The sequence below is a fragment of the Microbacterium sp. K36 genome, assembly GCF_004794355.1.
Classification (GTDB): domain Bacteria; phylum Actinomycetota; class Actinomycetes; order Actinomycetales; family Microbacteriaceae; genus Microbacterium; species Microbacterium paraoxydans_D.
Window position 1 is genome coordinate 19,267 of sequence record NZ_SSDN01000040.1, and the last position, 18,502, is coordinate 37,768.

General features: G+C 70.7%; 17 protein-coding genes and 2 riboswitches. Of the genes, 7 read left to right on the forward strand and 10 right to left on the reverse strand.

Annotated elements, in window-relative coordinates:
• Positions 1-2: 2 nt before the first annotated feature.
• Entirely contained in the window at positions 3-587 is a 585-nt protein-coding gene (locus DW296_RS02330) for a 1-acyl-sn-glycerol-3-phosphate acyltransferase (RefSeq protein WP_136050920.1), read from the reverse strand.
• A 23-nt stretch (positions 588-610) separates the two neighbouring features.
• Complete coding sequence (locus DW296_RS02335) at positions 611-1,204, reverse strand: carboxymuconolactone decarboxylase family protein (RefSeq protein ID WP_136050921.1); 594 nt, start codon at positions 1,202-1,204, stop codon at positions 611-613.
• Positions 1,205-1,330: 126 nt separating this feature from the next.
• On the opposite strand from DW296_RS02335, the gene DW296_RS16385 reads away from it, so the two are divergent.
• Positions 1,331-1,477, forward strand: coding sequence for a hypothetical protein (locus DW296_RS16385; protein ID WP_167627859.1), 147 nt, complete (start codon positions 1,331-1,333; stop codon positions 1,475-1,477).
• 30 nt (positions 1,478-1,507) lie between these two features.
• On the opposite strand, the gene DW296_RS02340 is transcribed toward DW296_RS16385, so the two are convergent.
• Complete coding sequence (locus DW296_RS02340) at positions 1,508-2,983, reverse strand: MDR family MFS transporter (RefSeq protein ID WP_136050922.1); 1,476 nt, start codon at positions 2,981-2,983, stop codon at positions 1,508-1,510.
• A gap of 165 nt (positions 2,984-3,148) precedes the next feature.
• On the opposite strand from DW296_RS02340, the gene DW296_RS02345 reads away from it, so the two are divergent.
• A complete protein-coding gene (locus DW296_RS02345) occupies positions 3,149-5,224 on the forward strand; it encodes an ABC transporter ATP-binding protein (RefSeq protein WP_136050950.1) in 2,076 nt (691 codons plus the stop codon).
• Between the two features lie 12 nt (positions 5,225-5,236).
• Here DW296_RS02345 and DW296_RS02350 read toward each other — a convergent pair whose 3' ends face one another.
• From DW296_RS02350 to DW296_RS02380, 7 genes are read right to left on the reverse strand one after another with little or no spacing between them, the layout of a single operon-like run.
• Complete coding sequence (locus tag DW296_RS02350; RefSeq protein ID WP_136050923.1) at positions 5,237-6,010, reverse strand: SDR family NAD(P)-dependent oxidoreductase; 774 nt, start codon at positions 6,008-6,010, stop codon at positions 5,237-5,239.
• A gap of 22 nt (positions 6,011-6,032) precedes the next feature.
• Positions 6,033-6,980 carry a glycosyltransferase family 2 protein gene (locus DW296_RS02355; RefSeq protein ID WP_136050924.1) on the reverse strand — a complete coding sequence of 316 codons (948 nt, stop codon included), beginning with the start codon at positions 6,978-6,980 and terminating at the stop codon, positions 6,033-6,035.
• 23 nt (positions 6,981-7,003) lie between these two features.
• A complete protein-coding gene (locus DW296_RS02360) occupies positions 7,004-8,140 on the reverse strand; it encodes a cysteine desulfurase family protein (protein ID WP_136050925.1) in 1,137 nt (378 codons plus the stop codon).
• A gap of 5 nt (positions 8,141-8,145) precedes the next feature.
• Positions 8,146-8,997: a carboxylating nicotinate-nucleotide diphosphorylase gene (nadC, locus tag DW296_RS02365; protein WP_136050926.1), complete on the reverse strand. Its 852-nt coding sequence runs from the start codon at positions 8,995-8,997 to the stop codon at positions 8,146-8,148.
• Positions 8,997-10,520: an L-aspartate oxidase gene (gene nadB / locus DW296_RS02370; RefSeq protein ID WP_136050927.1), complete on the reverse strand. Its 1,524-nt coding sequence runs from the start codon at positions 10,518-10,520 to the stop codon at positions 8,997-8,999. Before nadB ends, nadC begins: the two co-directional genes overlap by 1 nt.
• Entirely contained in the window at positions 10,517-11,854 is a 1,338-nt protein-coding gene (nadA, locus tag DW296_RS02375; protein WP_136050928.1) for a quinolinate synthase NadA, read from the reverse strand. Before nadA ends, nadB begins: the two co-directional genes overlap by 4 nt.
• Entirely contained in the window at positions 11,851-12,567 is a 717-nt protein-coding gene (locus tag DW296_RS02380; protein ID WP_025102930.1) for an NUDIX hydrolase, read from the reverse strand. Before DW296_RS02380 ends, nadA begins: the two co-directional genes overlap by 4 nt.
• Positions 12,568-12,833: 266 nt before the next feature.
• Between DW296_RS02380 and DW296_RS02385 the strand changes: the two genes are divergently transcribed.
• Genes DW296_RS02385 through DW296_RS02405 form a run of 5 tightly spaced genes read left to right on the forward strand, consistent with a single transcriptional unit; the run spans position 12,834 to position 18,241 of the window.
• Positions 12,834-14,528: an ABC transporter substrate-binding protein gene (locus DW296_RS02385; protein ID WP_136050929.1), complete on the forward strand. Its 1,695-nt coding sequence runs from the start codon at positions 12,834-12,836 to the stop codon at positions 14,526-14,528.
• A gap of 39 nt (positions 14,529-14,567) precedes the next feature.
• The gene (locus DW296_RS02390; RefSeq protein WP_025102932.1) at positions 14,568-15,563 is read left to right on the forward strand and encodes an ABC transporter permease; all 996 of its coding nucleotides are present in this window, start codon (positions 14,568-14,570) and stop codon (positions 15,561-15,563) included.
• Positions 15,556-16,536 (forward strand): ABC transporter permease, encoded by a 981-nt coding sequence (locus tag DW296_RS02395; protein ID WP_136050930.1) that lies wholly within the window; start codon positions 15,556-15,558, stop codon positions 16,534-16,536. Before DW296_RS02390 ends, DW296_RS02395 begins: the two co-directional genes overlap by 8 nt.
• On the forward strand, positions 16,533-17,387 hold the full coding sequence (locus DW296_RS02400) for an ABC transporter ATP-binding protein (RefSeq protein WP_136050931.1): 855 nt from the start codon (positions 16,533-16,535) through the stop codon (positions 17,385-17,387). Before DW296_RS02395 ends, DW296_RS02400 begins: the two co-directional genes overlap by 4 nt.
• Positions 17,384-18,241 (forward strand): ABC transporter ATP-binding protein, encoded by an 858-nt coding sequence (locus DW296_RS02405; RefSeq protein WP_136050932.1) that lies wholly within the window; start codon positions 17,384-17,386, stop codon positions 18,239-18,241. Before DW296_RS02400 ends, DW296_RS02405 begins: the two co-directional genes overlap by 4 nt.
• A gap of 49 nt (positions 18,242-18,290) precedes the next feature.
• Positions 18,291-18,385, forward strand: a riboswitch (glycine riboswitch).
• 1 nt (position 18,386) lies between these two features.
• Positions 18,387-18,486: riboswitch (glycine riboswitch) on the forward strand.
• Positions 18,487-18,502 lie beyond the last annotated feature (16 nt).

An 18,502-nucleotide genomic window follows, 5' to 3' on the forward strand; every position in this document is an offset into this window, starting at 1 on the left:
CGTCAGTCCTCCGGCTGCGCGGCGGTCTCCTCGCGCAGCCGCGGCTCCGTGCGACGCTCGGGGCGCACGCCGTGCTTGTCCGCATAGAACGCACGGATCCGGTCCATGTCGGCGGCCACGTCGCCCGTGAGGTCGATCGTCGGTCCGAGGCCCGTCGTCATGGTGTGACGGTCGACGAAGCCGAGGGTGACCGGCATGCCGGTGGCGCGTGCGATGCGGTAGAAGCCGCTCTTCCAGTACTCGTTGCCGCCGCGGGTGCCGTCGGGGGTGACGACGAGGCCGAACACAGTCCCGGCGTGCACTTGGTCCACGACCTCGCCGACGATGCGTGCCGGATCCGCCCGGTCGACGGCGATGCCGCCGAGGCCGCGCATGATCGGGCCGCGCCAGCCGCGGAACAGGCTCTTCTTGCCCAGCCAGTGCACGTCGATGCCCAGCCGCCACGCGATCGCGAGCATGAGCACGAAATCCCAGTTCGAGGTGTGCGGGGCGCCGATCAGGACGGTCGGACGCGTGGGGGCGGCGTCGGCGACGAGAGTCCACCGGCTGACGGCCCAGTACACGCGGGCGAGGAATCGTCGGAGCATCCGTCCAGATTAAGGGGAGCGGCCTATCGATCGCCTGTCGGCGCGGTCGCAGTGGCGTGGGTGAGCGCCGCGGTGAGGGCGGAGTCCAGCCCGGGGACGTCCTCGACGGGGACGGCCAACGCGAGCAGCGCCCTGCTGAAGTAGTTGCGCGCCGCCGCCGCCAGGGTGATGTCCACGATCTGCCGGTCGCTGAACCCCGCCTCGCGCAGCTCCTGCGTGTCCGCATCGGTCATCGCCGACGGATCGGCCGACAGGCGCGCGGCGAAGCGGATCACGACCTGCTCCTGCTCCGTGAAACCGCTGTCGTCTCCGGCGGCGAAGGCGGCGAGTCCTTCCTCGTCGACGACTCCGGCGCGGAGGGAGCGGCGGCCGTGGGCGAGCAGACAGTGCGCGGACCCGATGGCCCGCGCCGCCCCGAGGGTCGCGGCTTCGTACACGCGGACGCCGATCGACGGCACGACCGCACGGACGAGCGCCTCGAACGCGGCGTGGGCGTCGGGGTTCACGGCCATGGCCCTGGTGTGGGCGAACACGATGCCGTCGTCGGCGAGGTCGCTCTCGTACATCGCGGCGACGTGGCCGGTCGCGGTGGCCCGCTCGGGAGGGTGGATGATCATGGCGCCTCCTCGGCTCCGGGGGCGCGGCGAGGGTGCGCACCCCCTCGCCGGGAACGATACGCCGCTCCCGGGTCGCAGAGAAGAGCGTGCGGCGCCCAGTGCTCCTGGCAGGCGTACGATCGAGGGATGACCGAATCGAAGCAGGAGAACACCGGGCAGGACGCGCCGCTCGGGCTGCAGCCGCTGCCGGGTGCGATCGAGCTGCTCGACGGCGATGCCGCCGGCTATTGCAGCAACGGCGTCTGCCACATCCCCGCCCCCAAGGAGCGGTGAGCAGCAGACGCCGTCGGCGTCTCTGCGCGGTCAGTGACCGCCGTGCGCCGCATCGCCGATGTCGTCGGCGGGCTTGCGCACCAGCGGGCTGAGGGCGACCGCCGCGAGCGAGATGATCGCCGCGATGAGGAACGCCGTCCGCGCACCCGGGGCACCCGCCACCGCCCGCGACAGGCCCTCGTCCTCCCCGGCGTGCAGGATGGCCGAGTACGTGACCGTGAGCAGCGCGACACCGGCCGCGCCGCCGACCTGCTGCAGCGTGTTCAGCACCGCGGAGCCGTGCGAGTACAGCGAACGGTGCAGCGACCCCAGTGACGAGGAGAACAGCGGCGTGAACGACATCGCGAGTCCGACCGACATGGCCGCCTGCACGATGATCAGCAGCCACCACACGGTGTGCTCGCCGACCGTCGAGTAGAAGAAGAGCGAGGCCGAGACGAGGATCGTGCCGGGGATCAGCAGCGGTCGGGTGCCCTTCGCGTCGTACACGCGACCCATGATCGGGCCGAGGAGGCCCATGAGCACCGAACCGGGGAGCAGGATGAGGCCCGACTCCAGAGCGCTGAGTCCGGCGACGTTCTGCAGGTACTGCGGCAGCAGCGTGAGGGTGCCGAACATCGACAGCGCCAGGATCGTCATGATGATGACGGCCAGCGAGAAGTTCGCCGAGCGGAACACGCGCAGGTCGAGGAGGGCGTCGTCCACCCGCTGCAGCACGAGCTGTCGCCAGACGAACAGCGCGAGCGAGACGGCGCCGACGACCAGGGCGATGACGCCGGTCGTTCCGCCCGATCCGCCCTCGCCGCCGAACTGGCTGAGGCCGAAGACGATGCCGCCGAAGCCGAGCGCCGCGAGCGGGATGGACAGCACATCGAGCGGAGCCTTGCGGGTCTCGCCGAGGTTGGTCATCCACTTCGCACCCATGCCGAGCGAGATCAGGGCGATGGGCAGCACGATCGCGAACAGTGCGCGCCAGTTGAACGCGTCGAGCACGGCGCCCGCGAGCGTCGGGCCGATGGCGGGCGCGAGCGAGATGACGAGGCCGACGCGGCCCATCATGCGGCCGCGCGACTGCGCGGGCACGACGTTCATGATCGTCGTCATCAGCAGCGGCATCATGATGCCGGTGCCCGCCGCCTGGATCACGCGGCCCACGAGCAGCACGGAGAAGCCGGGCGCGACGAGCGCCACGAGCGTGCCGAGCGAGAACGCCGTCATCGCGGCGATGAAGACCTGCCGCGTCGTGAAGCGCTGCAGGATGAAGCCGGTGGTCGGGATGACCACCGCCATCGTGAGCATGAACGCGCTCGTCAGCCACTGGCCGAGCTCGGGCGGGATGCCGAGGTCGGTGTTCAGGTGCGGGATCGCGATGCCCATCGTCGTCTCGTTGAGGATGGCGACGAAGGCGGCGACGAGCAGCAGCCAGATGACCCGCATGTCCTTGCGGGGGATGCCCCCGCTCGATGCGAGGGGCGTCGTGATGGAGCCGGTATCGACGGCAGACATGGGCGGCCTCCAAGGCATCGGAGAGAAGAGGAAGGTGCGAGAGTTCGCGAGAGTCATTCAGCGTAACGGGTCGGGCGGACATTTCATTCCGAAATCTGGGATATCGCTGAACGTCGGGCCAGCGGAGCCCGTGTCCCAGGGGGCGAGTACGCTGGCGCCGTGAGCATGGGCGGGATGGGCGGTGGTCCGCGGGGCGGTTTCCGCGGCGTGGACGAGGACGCCCAGCGTCGGCTCAACGCGGAGGCTCCGAAGATCGACGGACTCGGCACCCGGGTCGTCGCCCTGTTCAGCGCCTACCGATGGCGCATCCTCTTCACCGGTGTCCTCGTGGTGCTCGGTGCGGGTATCGCGGTCATCCCGCCGCTCCTCGTGCAGCGCATCTTCGACGACGCGCTGTTCCCCGTCGACGGCGGCGGTCCCCACCTCTCGCTGCTCGGCGTGCTCGTCGGGGCGATGGTCGGCCTCTTCCTCTTCTCGGCGGTCCTCGGCGTCGCCCAGACCTGGCTCACGGCCACGGTCGGCAACAGCGTCACGGGCGACCTCCGGGTGCGGCTGTTCGAGCACCTGCAGGCCATGGAGCTCGGCTTCTTCACCCGGACGAAGACCGGGGTGATCCAGTCCCGGCTGCAGAACGACGTCGGCGGCGTCTCCGGCGTGCTGACGAACACCGTCACCAGCATCCTCGGCAACGCCGTCACGGTGATCGCCTCCCTCGTGGCGATGATCCTCATCGACTGGCGCCTCACCCTCATCGCCGTCGTGCTCATGCCGTTCCTCGTGCTCGTGCAGCGACGCGTGGGACAGGTGCGCGCCCGCATCGCGGGGGAGACCCAGGAGTCGCTGTCCGAGCTGACCTCGATCACCCAGGAGACCCTGAGCGTCTCCGGCATGCTGCTGTCCAAGGCGTTCAACCGCCAGCGCACCGAGTCCGAGCGCTACCAGCAGGAGAACCGCAACCAGGTGCGCCTCCAGGTGCGCCGCGCCATGAGCGGTCAGGGCTTCTTCGCCGTCGTCCAGGTCATCATGGCGAGCGTCCCCGCCGTCATCTACCTCGTCTCCGGATACCTCATCGCGGGCGGGACGGGAGCGATCACCGCCGGTACGGTCGTGGCCTTCACGACGGTCCAGGCGCGGCTGCTCATGCCGCTCATGGGGCTCATGCGGGTCTCGCTCGATCTGCAGACCTCGTCCGCGCTGTTCGCCCGCATCTTCGAGTACCTCGACCTCGTCCCCGAGATCACCGACGCCCCCGATGCGATCGCCGTGGCGCAGGCGCCGGGTCCGCGCGGACGCATCGAGTTCCAGGACGTCGTGTTCCGGTATCCGGATGCCGCGGCCGACTCGCGTCCCACGCTGCACGGGGTCTCCTTCGTGGCCGAGCCCGGGCAGCACGTCGCCTTCGTCGGCCCCTCCGGCGCGGGCAAGACCACGATCCTCTACCTCGCGCCTCGACTGTACGAGGCCAAGGGCGGCGCGGTCCTGTTCGCGGGGGCGGACGTGCGCACCCTCACCCAGGAGTCGATCATCGACGACGTGGGCATCGTCTCCCAGGAGACCTACCTGTTCCACGCGACGATCCGGGAGAACCTCCGCTACGCGAAGCCCGATGCGACGGATGAGGAGCTGGTCGCCGCCTGCACCGCGGCCAACATCCACCACATCATCGCGGGCTTCGAGAAGGGCTACGACACGGTCGTGGGGGAGCGCGGGTACCGGCTCTCCGGGGGTGAGAAGCAGCGCATCGCCATCGCGCGCGTGCTGCTGAAGGACCCGCCGGTGCTCCTGCTCGACGAGGCGACCTCCGCCCTGGACACCGTGTCCGAGCGCGTGGTGCAGGAAGCCCTCGACGAGGCGGCGAAGGGGCGCACCACCCTGTCGATCGCGCACCGCCTGTCGACGGTCATGGGGGCGGACGTGATCCACGTGCTGGAGGCCGGACGCATCGTGGAGTCCGGTACCCACGCCGAGCTGCTCGCGCAGGGCGGCCTCTACGCCGAGCTGGCGGCGCAGCAGGTGGCCGCGTCGCGCGTGCTGGACGCCGAGAGGGAAGCGGAGGCCGAGGAGGAGGCCGCGATCCGCGGGGGCGTCGAAGAGGGCGTCGAGGCCGGTCTCGCCGCGCGTCGTGCCGACCGCGAGCCGGAGGACTCCGCCGCGGCCGATGCCGTCGTGGCGCTGACGACGGGCGTCCCGCTGCCGACGGCATCGAGCACCGACGCCCGGCCGCGCCCGACCGACGGGTGACGACCGCGAGGGTCAGTGCACGGAGAGCCCGCCGTCGACGAACAGCGACTGACCGGTGACATAGGCCGAGCCCGGGCCGGCGAGGAAGACCGCGGCTGCGGCGAAGTCCTCGGGGAGGCCGTTGCGTCCGACCATCGTCCGGGCCGCGAGGGCCGCGATCGTGGCGGGATCCTCCTGCAGGCGGGCGTTCAGGGGCGTGAGGACGAATCCGGGGACGAGGGTGTTGCTCGTCACACCGGTGCCGCCCCAGGCCTCGGCCTCCGAGCGCATGAGCGACTCGACCGCGCCCTTGGAGGCGCCGTAGACCCCGCTGCCCACGAATGCCCGGTGCGCCTGCTGGGAGCTGATGTGGATCAGCCGCCCGTAGCCGCGCGCCGCCATGCCCTGCGCCCAGCGCTGACCGAGGAGGAACGGGGCGAGCGCATTGACGGTCATCGTCGCGTCCCAGTCCGCCTCGGTGATCTCGGCGTAGGGCGGACGGATGTTGATGCCGGCGGAGTTGACGAGGATGTCCGGCTCGCCGAAGGGGACGGCCGCGGCCTCCGCGACCGCGTGGATGCCGTCGCGGGAGCCCAGATCGCCGACGACGCCCGCGGCCCGGCACCCCTGCGCGTTCAGCTCCTCGACGGTCTCGGCGATGCGCTCCGCGCCGCGGGCGACGATCACCGTCGCCGCGCCGGCCCGGGCGAGCGCCGTCGCGATGCCGCGGCCGATGCCCGAGCTGCCGCCGGTCACGACGGCGGTGCGGCCGTCGAGTGCGAAGAGCGAGGAGAGGTAGTCGGTCATGCGGGGATCCTTCCGGCGGGGCTCACCACGCGAGGGCGTCGGCGAGGGTGGGGTCGGGGCGGGCGTCGGCGAACTCGGGAAGGGCACGCAGCTCGGCCAGGAACGCGGAGACCTCCGCCGCGTAGGCGGGGTCGGGATGGGTGTCCGCGATCTCCCGGAGCGGCGCGACGTCCATCGCGAGGATGAGGTCGAGCCGGGCGGTCACGGCGGCGTGCGCGCCCGCCTCCTGCAGGACGCGGATCCCGCCGCGGAGTGCGGCGAGGTAGTCGCGGAGCACGGGGAGTTGCGCCTTGCTCTGGGTGATCGAGGTGCCGTCCGCTCGGACGCGCCAGCGCACCACGACGTCGGGCAGCACGTCGAAGGTGCGCGCCCGGGTGTACATCGTCTGCGCGACGACCTGGTCCTCATAGGCCACCCCTTCCGGGAACCGCAGGTCGGTCCACAGGGCGGTGCGGCTCACCTTGGACCACGCGACGATGTTCGACACGGCCTGCGGGTGCTCCGCGAGGGTGGTGCCGAGACGAGCCGGAGAGGTCGCCGCGGCCACCCACGGCTGCACGCGGCCGGGCACGTATCCTCGCCCCTGGGGCCGCAGCCGCACGTAGGCGCCGGCGGCGAAGTCGCTCTCCGTGCGCTCGAGCGTGCCCACGAGGGTCGCCAGCGCGTCCGGGATCAGCTCGTCATCCGCGTCGAGGAAGCCCGTGAAGGGCGTGTCGACCCGCGCGAGGCCGACATTGCGCGCGGCGCCGAGCCCGATGGAGGCCTCATGCCGGATCACGGTGAACCGGGCGTCTCTCGCGGCGGCGTCTGCGAAGATCGCTCCCGTGTCGTCGGTGGAGCCGTCGTCGATGAGGATGGCACGCCACCGCTCGTCCGTCTGCGCGCGGAGGGAGTCGAGGGCGGCGGGGGCGAACGCAGCGATGTCGCGTCCGGGCACGATCAGCGTCACGATCGGGGTGGGGGCGGTCACTCCGCCGAGTCTAGAGCCGTCCGTCAGCCGCGGACGGCGTCGACCGCCTCCGCGACCAGTGCGGCGAGGCGCTCGGGCGCGTCCGCCGGGAGGGCCGCGCGCCCGAAGGTGAACCGCACGGCCGTCTGTGCGACCTCGGGGGCGATGCCGCACGCGAGCAGCACGGGGGAGGGCTCGTCGCTGCCGGCCGCGCACGCGGAGCCGCTGGACGAGATCACCCCGCGGCGCTCCAGCTCCAGCAGCACCGCCTCACCACTCACGCCGGCGATCGTGAAGCTCGCGGTGCCGGGGAGCCGGTGCACGGGATCCCCCGTCAGCGCGGCGTCGGGCGCCCGCCGAGTCACCTCGGCGATGAAGCGCGCCGTGGCGGCCCGCACCCGCGGCGCCGCGTGCTCACGCTCCCGCTCCGCGAGCTCCAACGCCGTCGCCAGGCCCACCGCTCCCGCGACGTCGACGGTGCCGGACCGCCGTCCACGCTCCTGACCGCCGCCGTGCAGGAGCGGTTCCAGAGGGAGACGTCCGCGGACGACGAGCGCCCCGGTGCCCTTGGGAGCGCCGAGCTTGTGCCCGGCGATCGATACGGCGTCGGCATCCAGATCATGCAGGGGCAGCCAGCCGGCCGACTGCACGGCGTCGACATGGAGGGGCACGCGGCGGGCGCGGACGACCTCGCGGAGCGCGGCGATGTCCTGGACGGTGCCGATCTCGTTGTTCGCGTGTCCGACGGACACGATGGCCGTGTCGTCGGTGAGTACCGTGTCGAGGGCGTCCGGCCCGATCCGCCCGGTCCCGTCCACCGCGGGCATCGCCACCGTCACCCCGTGGAAGCGCGCGAGGTACGCGGCCGACTCCCGGATCGACTCGTGCTCGATGGGGGACACCACGACGCGCCGTCGCCCGGAGGCGAGCGCTCCCAGGGCGAGTCCCTTCACGGCGAGGTTGTTCGCCTCCGTGCCGCCGCTGGTGAAGACGACGTCGCCGACCCGCGCCCCGAAGACGCGGGCGACCCTGGCGCGGGCATCCTCCAGCGCGCGCGCCGCCGTCTCGCCCGCGGTGTGGTGGCTGGCGGGGTTGCCGAACACCTCGGTGAGGAAGGGCTCCATGGCCGCCCGCACCTCGGGGCGTACCGGCGAGGTCGCGGCGTGATCGAGGTACAGCACGAGACTCAATCGATCCGGAGGTCGAGTCCGAGGTCCAGCGCCCGCGCGGAGTGCGTGAGGGCTCCGACCGAGATCACGTCCACCCCGGTCTCGGCGATGGCGCGGACGGTGGTCAGATCGACGCCGCCCGAGGCCTCCACAGTGGCGCGCTCGCCGATGAGGGCCACGCCGGCGCGCAGGTCGTCGAGGGAGAAGTTGTCCAGGAGCACCGTGTGGGCACCGCCGTCGAGCACCGTCGGGATCTGGTCGAGACGGTCGACCTCGACGACGACGTGGGCGGTGTGCGGCAGCCGCGAGAGCGCCTCGCGAAGAGCCGTCGCGAGGTCGAGCCCGGACCGCTGGAGCACCGCGAGGTGGTTGTCCTTCGCCATGACCGCGTCGGAGAGGGAGTACCGGTGGTTCCGTCCGCCGCCGGACACCACGGCGTGCCGCTCGAACGCCCGCAGTCCTGGCGTCGTCTTGCGGGTGTCGGCGATGCGCGCCTGCGTCCCCTCCACTTCGCGGACATAGGCGGCGGTGAGGGTCGCGATGCCCGACATCCGCTGCACGAAGTTCAGGGCGACGCGTTCGGCGGTGAGGAGCGTGCGGGCCGGCCCGGTCACGGTGGCCAGCACGTCGGAGGCGGTGAAGGCATCGCCGTCGCCCACATGCAGGTCCACCGTGATGTCCGGATCGGCGAGGAGGAACGCGGTGGCGAAGACCTCGCCGCCGCTGAAGACCCCGTCCTCCCGGGCGACGAGATCGGCCGTGGCCGTCGTCTCCGCGGGGAGCAGGGTGGTGCTGGTGAGGTCGCCCCACGGGGCGTCCTCCTCGAGTGCGGCTCCGACGACGCGGTGCAGGGTGGCGCGGGTGAGCATCAGGCGGTCTCCAGGATCGGTGCGTGTGCCGCCCTCGGCGCGGCGGGGGCGGGGTCGTCGCGGTGGTGGGCGCCGACCGAGACGGGGCGGGCCACGGCGGCGCGGATGGTGGCGTCGGCGACCTGCAGCAGGTTCCGGTCCTCGTGCGTGCGGGCGTCGGATGCGGGCGGCGTCTCGACGGCCCATCCGCGCACGATCCGGAGCGCGCGCAGCAGGCCCGCTCCGGTCCGGTGCAGGCCCACCTCGTCCCACAGCAGCCGCTGCAGCCCGGCGCGGTCGAACGGAGGGACGGGCTCCGGTGCGACATCCGCGTCCGCCGTGTCCGTCGGTGACGGACACGGGGTGATGTCGACGGCAGCGGGCCACGGTCCGTCCAGCGCGGCGGCGGCCCTGGCTCCGAACACGGCACCTTCGAGAAGCGAGTTGGACGCGAGCCGGTTGGCGCCGTGCACCCCCGTGCGGGCGGTCTCGCCGACGGCGTAGAGCCCCGGGACTGTGGTCCGTCCGTGGCGATCGGTGACGACGCCGCCCATGAGGTAGTGGGCAGCCGGCGTTACCGGCAGCGGCTCCCTGGACCAGTCGAAACCGCGAGCACGCGTCACCCGGTCGATGGTGGGGAAGCGGCGGGCGAGCGCGTCCGTGCCCAGTCCGGTGGCATCGAGGTGCACGGGCGCCCCCTGCCGGGCGGTCTGTCGGGCGATGGCCCGCGCGACGACATCCCTCGGCGCGAGCTCCCCGTCGGGGTGGCTGTCGAACACGAACCGTCGGCCTTCGTGGTCGCGGAGCACGGCACCCTCGCCGCGGATGGCTTCGGAGAGCAGGAAGACCGGGCTGCCGGGAAGAGCGGTCGGATGGAACTGCACGAACTCCAGGTCGGCGACGGCGGCACCGGCGCGTAGGGCCGCCGCGATGCCGTCGCCGGTCGCCTCCGTCGGGTTGGTCGTGTGCGCGTAGAGCTGCCCCGCCCCACCCGTCGCGAGGATCACGGCGTCGGCGCGGATCTCGGTCGTGTCGCCCTCGCGGAGGACCGTGATCCCGCGGGTCTCTCCCTCCTCGACGACGAGGTCGAGGAGCATCGTCCCCTCGCGGACGGCGATGGGCGCGCGCTGAATCGCTGCGCACAGCGCCGCGGAGATCGCGGCGCCAGTGGCGTCACCTCCGGCGTGCAGGATGCGGGCATGGGCGTGCGCCGCCTCCCGCCCGCGGGCGAGAGCGCCGCCCGGTGCGCGATCGAAGGCGACGCCGCGGGCGAGGAGTTCGGCGATCCGGGCGGCGCCGTCCGCCACGAGGACGTCGACGGCGGCCGGATCGCACAGACCCGCCCCTGCGCTGATCGTGTCGGCGGCGTGCGTGGCCGGTCCGTCTCCCGGCCCGTAGCTGCCGGCCACACCGCCCTGCGCGAGAGGCGTGCATCCGCCCCCGAGGTCGCCCTTCGTCACGACCGTCACCGTGTGCCCGGCTTCGTGCGCGTGCAGCGCGGCGGTGAGCCCGGCGATGCCGGATCCGACGACGACGACGTTCATCGTGCCCCGGCGGCCACCGGCGGCTTGGCGGCCAGCATCCGCTCCAGCGCGAGGCGAGCCGGGTCGGCGACATCGGGGGAGACCGTGATGCGGTTCGGTGTGCGACCGGCGACCAGCTCCTCCAGGACCCACGCGAGGTAGCCCGGGTGGATGCGGTACATGGTCGAGCACGGGCACACGACCGGGTCGAGGCAGAAGATCCGGTGCTGCGGGTACTGCGCGGCCAGGCGGCGCACGAGGTTGATCTCCGTCCCCACCGCGAACGTCGTCGGCTCCGTCGCCTCGGCGATGGCGCGGCGGATGTACTCCGTGGAGCCGGCCTCGTCGGCCGCGTCGACGACCTCCATCGGGCACTCCGGGTGCACGATCACGCGGACCCCCGGGTGCTCCGTGCGAGCCTGGTCGATCTGCGCCACGGTGAAGCGCCGGTGCACGGAGCAGAAGCCGTGCCAGAGGATCACCTGCGCGTCGATGAGCTCCTCCGCGGTGGAGCCGCCGAGCGCTCGCCGCGGGTTCCACAGGGGCATCCGGTCGAGTGGCACCCCCATGGCCTTCGCGGTGTTCCGGCCCAGGTGCTGGTCGGGGAAGAAGAGCACGCGGCGGCCGCGGGCGAAGGCCCACTCCAGGACCGTGGCGGCGTTGGACGAGGTGCACACGATGCCGCCGTGTCGCCCGACGAAGCCCTTGATCGCCGCCGAGGAGTTCATGTAGGTGACGGGGATCACCGGCACGCGGCCGTCGGCGTCCGGGGTGTCGAGTTCGCCCAGCACGTCGGCGAGCTGCTCCCAGCACTCCTCGACCTGGTCGATGTCGGCCATATCCGCCATCGAGCACCCCGCGGCGAGGTTCGGCAGGATCACCGCCTGGTCGGGCTGGGACAGGAGGTCGGCGGTCTCGGCCATGAAGTGCACACCACAGAAGACGATCGCCTCCGCGTTCGGCCGCATCGTGGCGGCGGTGGCGAGCTGGAACGAATCGCCTACCTCGTCGGCGTGCGTCACGACCTCCTCGCGCTGATAGAAGTGCCCGAGGATCACCACGCGATCTCCGAGCGTGGCCTTCGCCGCCTCGATGCGTCGGTGGAGCTCCGCCTCGCCGGCCTCGCGGTAGGCCGCGGGGAGCTCTCCCTGCCGGGGAGCCCCGGTGGGGATGACATCGCCCATGGAGGAGCCGGGGCCGTAACCGGGGCGTGTGTCGAAGTCCCAGGGGCCGACGGCGAGGTCGGTCGTGCAGGTGGCGTCGGTGGAAGCCCCGCCGACGATGGCCTGGATGGCGTGGTCGACGGACGGATCCGACGACGGGACGGCGGGCATCGGGACGAAGGTGGTGCTCATCGGGTTCTCGTTTCCTCCGGGCGGAGCGGACCGCGGTCGGCCAGCTCGAGATCGGTGTCGTCGCGGTACAGGCGGGCCGGGCGATGACTGCCCGTCCGGAAGCGGTCGGTGCGGGTCAGGTTGCCGGCGGACTCGACCTGCCGCCGGAAGTTCGCGGGGTCGAGTGCGCGCCCCAGGATCGACTCGTAGGCCTCCCGGAGCTCGGCGAGCGTGAACTCGGCGGGCAGGAAGCCCTGGGCCACCCGGCTGTATCCGACCTTGTTCCGCAGGCGCCAGAGCGCGTACTCGATGATCTCGTGATGATCGAAGGCGAGCGCCGGCAGATCGTCGACATCGAACCACTCCACGTTCTCCGGCGCGCGGCCCGATGCCCGGTGCGCGGTGATCTGGGCTTCGACGTCGTCCTGACGCAGCAGCGCCCAGTACACGATCGAGACGACCCGTGTGGGGGAGCGGTCGACGGCGCCGAAGGCGTAGAGCTGTTCGAGATAGGTGGGCGCGAGGCCGGTCGTCTCGGCGAGCGTCCGGGCCGCGGCGTCGACCGGTGATTCTTCGGGGGTGAGCCACCCGCCGGGGAGCGCCCACCGCTCCGCGAACGGCTCGCGGGTGCGGCGGACGAGGGGGAGCGCGAGCACGGGCGGACCGTCGTCACCGCGGCGCAGCGTGAGGATCACCGTCGAGACGGCGACGCGGATGTCCGCACTTCGAGTCATAGGCACCTTAACCTCCGGATTCGATCTTAGTGTCATCGGGACCTTTAGTGCGCGCGTATGACGAACCAACGCGTCGAGTCCGAAACGTTATCTCCTCCCCGCAGGAACGCTTGTCCCCCCGGAGCGGGTTTGTTAGGTTACTGTCCTAACAAACCCCTTCGAGGGCGGCCCGCAGGCCACCTCCCGGGGTTCCCGTGAACCCCGCCCGGGGTTCGGCTCCAACCGGAGAATCCCTCCTGCAGTGCAGCACCGAGAGGAAATGAAGAATGATCCGTAACGGAAAGCGCAAGATCGCGCTCACGGCGGTCGCGGGGGCCTCGGTCCTCGCCCTGGGCCTGACGGCCTGTGGCAGTGGCGGGGGCGACGACGGCGGCAACGCCGACGGCGACCGCGCGCTCCGCGTCTGGGCGGGAAGCCAGACCCCGATCACCGCGAACTACAACCCGTTCGCGCCCACCGTGCTCCACGGTGCGCTCGGTCCCATCTACGAGCCGCTGTTCTTCTACAACAAGACGCAAGACGCCGAGCCCGTCGGCCTGATCGGCGACTCGTTCGAGTACAACGAGGACGGCACCCAGATCACGGTGAAGATCAAGCCCGACCTGAAGTGGAGCGACGGCGAGCCGCTCACCGCCGACGACGTCGTCTTCTCCTTCACGTACGAGGCCAACAACCCCGAGGGCAACGGACTCGTCTCGGCCGAGGCGACCGACGACACGACCGTCGTCCTCACATACGCCACCGCCCAGTACACGACCGAGTTCCAGCGGATGGGGTCGAGCTACATCCTCCCGGAGCACATCTGGAAGGACGTCACCGACTTCGCGAACTTCGCGAACGAGGAGCCCGTCGGCTCCGGTCCGTACGTCGTGGACAAGACCACGAGCGAGTCGTACACCCTGGTCGCGAACGAGAACTACCGCGGTGCCGACGAGCTCGCGGTCAAGAAGGTCCAGTACATCGCGGTCGACAACAACCAGACCGCGCAGGACCTGCTCGCCGCCGGCAAGCTCGACTGGACCGGCATGTTCATCCCGAACCCGGACGACGTCACGGGCAACGGCAAGATCGAGTGGATCAACACCCCGCAGGACCCGACCGTCCTCTACACCTGCTCGAACGCCGAGCTCGGCTGCACGGGCCCGCAGACCGACGTCGCGGTGCGCCAGGCGCTGAACGTCGCCATCGACCGCGCCACCATCAAGGACAAGGCGTTCGTCGGCCTGACCGGCGACATCTCGCCCGCGTACACGCTGCTGCCGCGCGACGAGAAGTGGCTCGCCGACCCGGCCAACGAGGTCAGCCCGCAGGAGGCGGACGCCGCAGAGGCCGGGGAGATCCTCGAGGCCGCCGGCTACACCAAGGGCTCCTCCGGGATCTACGAGAAGGACGGCGCTCCGGTCGAGCTCAGCCTGATCTCGGTCGACGGCTGGACCGACTACAACGACGCCGCGAAGCTCATCGCCGAGCAGGCCGAGGCCGCGGGCATCAAGGTGACCGCGTCGACCGTGCAGTGGCAGGAGTTCTCCGACGCCCGACAGGGTGGCGACTTCCAGCTCATCGTCGGCGGAGTCGTCGGCACGTCGGTCGCCGACCCGTTCCAGATCTACCGTGACTGGTTCGGCGGCACCGAGGTCGAGTCCACCAGCCCCGTCGGCACGGAGATCCCTGCCGGTCGCTGGAACTTCAGCCGCTACAGCAACCCGACGGTGGATGCCGCCATCCAGTCCGCGATCAGCACGAACGACGAAGCGGAGAAGAAGGAACTGTACGGCACGATCCAGTCCGAGATCGTGCGCGACCTGCCGTACATCCCGCTCGTGATCAACGCGACGCAGACCTTCTACAACACGAAGGACTACACGGGCTGGCCGACGGAGGAGGACCTCTACGCCTTCCCGCCGTCCTGGGGTGCGATCGCGGCCGGCTACGTGCTGACGCAGATCAAGCCCGCCGGCTGAGTCGATGAGTCGGGGAAGTAGGAAGTCAGGACAGGTGACATGAAGTTCTATGCACGAAGGATCGGGTTCTACGCGTTCACGCTGTGGGCCGCGATCTCCATCAACTTCCTGCTTCCCCGGCTCATGCCGGGGGATCCCGCCGACATCATGATCGCCAAGATGCAGCGGGCCGGCGGAGAGGTCTCCGAGACCACCATCCGCAACATCAAGCTCCTGCTCGGCGGAGACGACTCGTCCCTCTGGGAGCAGTACCTCGCCTACTGGGGGCGCATGTTCCAGGGCGACCTGGGCGTGTCGGTGACGAAGTTCCCCACTCCGGTCACGGAGCTCATCGCGGGTGCTCTCCCATGGACGCTGGTGCTCGTCGGAACCGCGACGGTGATCTCGTTCGTGCTCGGCGTCGTGCTCGGTGCGTGGGCCGGCTGGAAGCGCGGCACCTGGGTCGACCATCTCATCCCCGCGACCACCGTGCTGCAGTCCATCCCGTACTTCTGGCTGGCGCTCATCCTCGTCGCCGTCTTCGCCGTGGGCCTGGGCTGGTTCCCCATCTTCGGCGGCTACGACGTCTTCGACTTCCCGGACGGCCCGGAGCCGACCTGGGCGTTCTTCTCGGATGCCGTCGCGCACTCGATCCTCCCGGCGATCACGATCGTGATCAGCTCGGTGGGCGGCTGGATGTTCGGCATGCGCAACATGATGGTCTCCACGCTCGCCGAGGACTACGTCCTCACCGCTGAGGCGAAGGGACTGCGGCCGCGACGCATCATGACGACCTACGCCGCGCGCAACGCGGCCATCCCGTCGATCGCGGGCTTCTCGATCACGCTCGGGTTCGTCGTCGCCGGCTCCATCGTCATGGAGCAGGTGTTCACCTACCCGGGCGTCGGCAAGCTCATGTTCCAGGCTGTCACCAACAACGACTATGCGCTGATGCAGGGGCTGTTCCTCGTGATCACCCTCACGGTGCTCGTCGCCAACTTCTTCATGGACCTCGTCTATGGCTTCATCGACCCGAGGGCTCGCCAGAATGTCTGACACGAAGAACCCGCTCCTCGTGGAGGAGCCTCCCACCGTCGCCCCCGAGGGCACCGTCGCCCTGGCCACTCAGCGTCAGGAGCGCCGACGCCGCCGGATCCTGCCCAGCACGTCGCCGAAGTTCATCGTCGGGGCCGTGCTCGTGCTCGCCATCGTGCTCTTCGCGATCATCGCGCCGTTCTTCACGCAGAACCCGCGCAGCACCGACAACCCCGCCCTCGCCGCGCCCTCGGCCGAGCACTGGCTGGGCACGACCAAGCTCGGCAACGACGTGCTCGCGCAGCTCGCCGTCGGGGCGCAGGGGTCGCTGCTCATCGGCGTGACGGCCGGCGGCATCGCCATCGTGCTGTCCCTCCTCTTCGGCGTCCTGGCCGGATACCTCGGCGGCTGGCGGGAGGACGTCCTGGCTCTCCTGACGAACGTCATGATCGTCATCCCCGGGCTGCCGCTGGTCATGGTGATCGCCTCCTTCGTGCCGCAGCGCAGCTGGCAGCTCGTGGCCTTCGTCCTCGGCATCACCTCGTGGGCCGGGGCAGCATACGTGCTGAGGTTGCAGACCCGCTCGCTCCGCACCCGCGACTACGTGTACGCCTCGAAGGTGGCGGGAGAGAAGTCCTTCCGGGTGATCCTCGTCGAGATCATGCCGAACCTGCTCCCGCTGCTGACCGCGCAGTTCCTCTTCGCGATCATCTTCGCCATCCTCGGCGAGGCGGGCCTGTCCTACCTCGGCCTCGGCCCGAACTCCTCGATCACCTGGGGCTCGATTCTCAACGATGCCCAGTCCGGTCAGGCGCTCGGTCGTGGGGCGTGGTGGTGGTTCGTGCCGCCGGGCATCATGATCGCGATCCTCGGCGCAGGCCTGGCGCTGATCAACTTCGCCATCGACGAGGTCATCAACCCGAAGCTGCGCAACGCGCCCGATGCGGCCCGTCGTCTGCGCAAGGCCGCGAAGGAGAAGGGGGTCACCGCATGAGCGACGCCGTGCTCACCGCCAGGAACGTCTCGATCGAGTACGAGGTCGACCCGCCCGTCAAAGCCGTCCGCGACGTCTCGTTGACGCTGCACCGGGGCGAGATCCTCGGACTCGCGGGGGAGTCGGGCTGCGGCAAGACGACCCTCGCGTACGGGATGAACCGGCTGCTCAAGGCGCCGGCGCTGATGACCGACGGCGAGATCGTGTTCCACGACCGCGACGGCCATGACATCGACGTCGTCGGACTCGACGGGGACGGGCTCCGCGCCTTCCGCTGGGACAAGATCTCGATGGTCTTCCAGGGGGCGATGAACTCCCTCAACCCCGTCATCTCGGTCCGCGCGCAGATCTTCGACATCTTCGACACCCACCGTCCCGGAATGTCGAAGAGGGCCAAGCAGGAGCGCGCCGAGGAGCTGCTCACGCTCGTCGGCGTCGACCCCGGCCGGCTGACGAGCTTCCCGCACGAACTCTCCGGCGGCATGCGCCAGCGCATGATGATCGCGATGGCGCTCGCGCTCGACCCGCAGGTCATGATCATGGACGAGCCCACCACGGCGCTCGACGTGGTCGTGCAGCGCGGCATCATCCGGGAGATCATGCGCCTGCGCGAGAAGCTCGGCTTCGCCGTCATCTTCATCACCCACGACCTGCCCATGCTGATCGAGATCAGCGACCGCATCGCGGTCATGCTGCAGGGCCGGATCGTCGAGCAGGGCACCGCGGAGGAGATCTACCGCAACCCGCAGCACGAGTACACCCAGCGGCTGCTGTCGAGCTTCCCGTCCCTCACGGGCGAGCGGGGCGACTTCGTCCGCAGCGGCGGCGTGAACCAGGAGGTCATCCGATGAGCGTGGACGGGACGAGGCGCGGCGGCACCCTCGAGGCGAGGAACCTCGTCAAGGACTTCCACCTGCGGTCAGGGCTCCGCACGCGCGTGCTGCACGCGGTGAAGGACGTGTCGTTCACGCTGGAGGCGGGGCGGACCACGGCTCTGGTCGGCGAGTCCGGTTCGGGCAAGTCGACCATCGCCCGGATGCTGATGAAGCTGGAGACGCCGACCTCGGGCAGCATCCTCCTGGACGGCGAGGAGTCCGGCACGCGGGGGTCGGCCCTCGAGCGCTACCGGTCGGACGTGCAGATGGTCTTCCAGGACCCGTTCGCCTCACTCAACCCGTTCCACACGATCGTCCATCACCTGGAGCGTCCGATCCGGCTGCACCACCCGAAGCTGGACAGCGGCGAGGTGCGGGCGCGGGCGATCGAGCTGCTGGAGCGGGTGCGGCTCACTCCGGGGGAGAGCTTCGCCGAACGGCGGCCGCACGAGCTCTCCGGTGGTCAGCGGCAGCGCGTGGCGATCGCGCGGGCCCTCGCTCCCGGTGCCCGGTTCATCGTGGCCGACGAGCCGGTGTCGATGCTCGACGTGTCGATCCGTCTCGGCGTCCTCAACCTGCTCGCCGAGCTGCAGCGCGAGGAGAACCTCGGCGTCCTGTACATCACGCACGACCTCGCGACCGCGCGGCACTTCTCCGACGACATCATGGTCCTCTTCCAGGGCGACGTCGTGGAGCGGGGAACGGCCGACGAGGTGATCCTGAACCCGCAGCACGAGTACACCAGGACGCTCCTGGCGGCGGCACCGGAGCCGGAGAACCTCGGCAGGCTGCGTGACGAGGTCCGGGCGGAGCTCGCCCTGGGCTCCTGAGCGGGCGGGGGAGACCGCTAGACTGAACCCACAATCGAAGACAGGCCGAACGACCGACGCGGGAGAGCCCCGGCGCATGCAGCCGGGCACCGAAGGAGCAAGCCTCCCCGCCAATCTCTCAGGTACGCGTACCGCGGAGGTCCGGCCGCTCTGAAAAGCGATCCCGAGCACCGGGGGATCCGCCGACGGTGAAAGCCCTGTGCACGCGCGCGGGGCGAAGCTCTCAGGCCCATGACAGAGGGGGAGTTCCCAGGGACGACG

Bases quoted from the DNA above. Each gene is read 5' to 3' on its own strand.
- DW296_RS02330 (WP_136050920.1), bottom strand. From the start codon at position 587: ATGCTCCGACGATTCCTCGCCCGCGTGTACTGGGCCGTCAGCCGGTGG.
- DW296_RS02335 (WP_136050921.1), bottom strand. From the start codon at position 1,204: ATGATCATCCACCCTCCCGAGCGGGCCACCGCGACCGGCCACGTCGCC.
- DW296_RS16385 (WP_167627859.1), top strand. From the start codon at position 1,331: ATGACCGAATCGAAGCAGGAGAACACCGGGCAGGACGCGCCGCTCGGG.
- DW296_RS02340 (WP_136050922.1), bottom strand. From the start codon at position 2,983: ATGTCTGCCGTCGATACCGGCTCCATCACGACGCCCCTCGCATCGAGC.
- DW296_RS02345 (WP_136050950.1), top strand. From the start codon at position 3,149: ATGGGCGGGATGGGCGGTGGTCCGCGGGGCGGTTTCCGCGGCGTGGAC.
- DW296_RS02350 (WP_136050923.1), bottom strand. From the start codon at position 6,010: ATGACCGACTACCTCTCCTCGCTCTTCGCACTCGACGGCCGCACCGCC.
- nadC (WP_136050926.1), bottom strand. From the start codon at position 8,997: ATGCTCACCCGCGCCACCCTGCACCGCGTCGTCGGAGCCGCACTCGAG.
- nadB (WP_136050927.1), bottom strand. From the start codon at position 10,520: ATGAACGTCGTCGTCGTCGGATCCGGCATCGCCGGGCTCACCGCCGCG.
- nadA (WP_136050928.1), bottom strand. From the start codon at position 11,854: ATGAGCACCACCTTCGTCCCGATGCCCGCCGTCCCGTCGTCGGATCCG.
- DW296_RS02380 (WP_025102930.1), bottom strand. From the start codon at position 12,567: ATGACTCGAAGTGCGGACATCCGCGTCGCCGTCTCGACGGTGATCCTC.
- DW296_RS02385 (WP_136050929.1), top strand. From the start codon at position 12,834: ATGATCCGTAACGGAAAGCGCAAGATCGCGCTCACGGCGGTCGCGGGG.
- DW296_RS02390 (WP_025102932.1), top strand. From the start codon at position 14,568: ATGAAGTTCTATGCACGAAGGATCGGGTTCTACGCGTTCACGCTGTGG.
- DW296_RS02395 (WP_136050930.1), top strand. From the start codon at position 15,556: ATGTCTGACACGAAGAACCCGCTCCTCGTGGAGGAGCCTCCCACCGTC.
- DW296_RS02400 (WP_136050931.1), top strand. From the start codon at position 16,533: ATGAGCGACGCCGTGCTCACCGCCAGGAACGTCTCGATCGAGTACGAG.
- DW296_RS02405 (WP_136050932.1), top strand. From the start codon at position 17,384: ATGAGCGTGGACGGGACGAGGCGCGGCGGCACCCTCGAGGCGAGGAAC.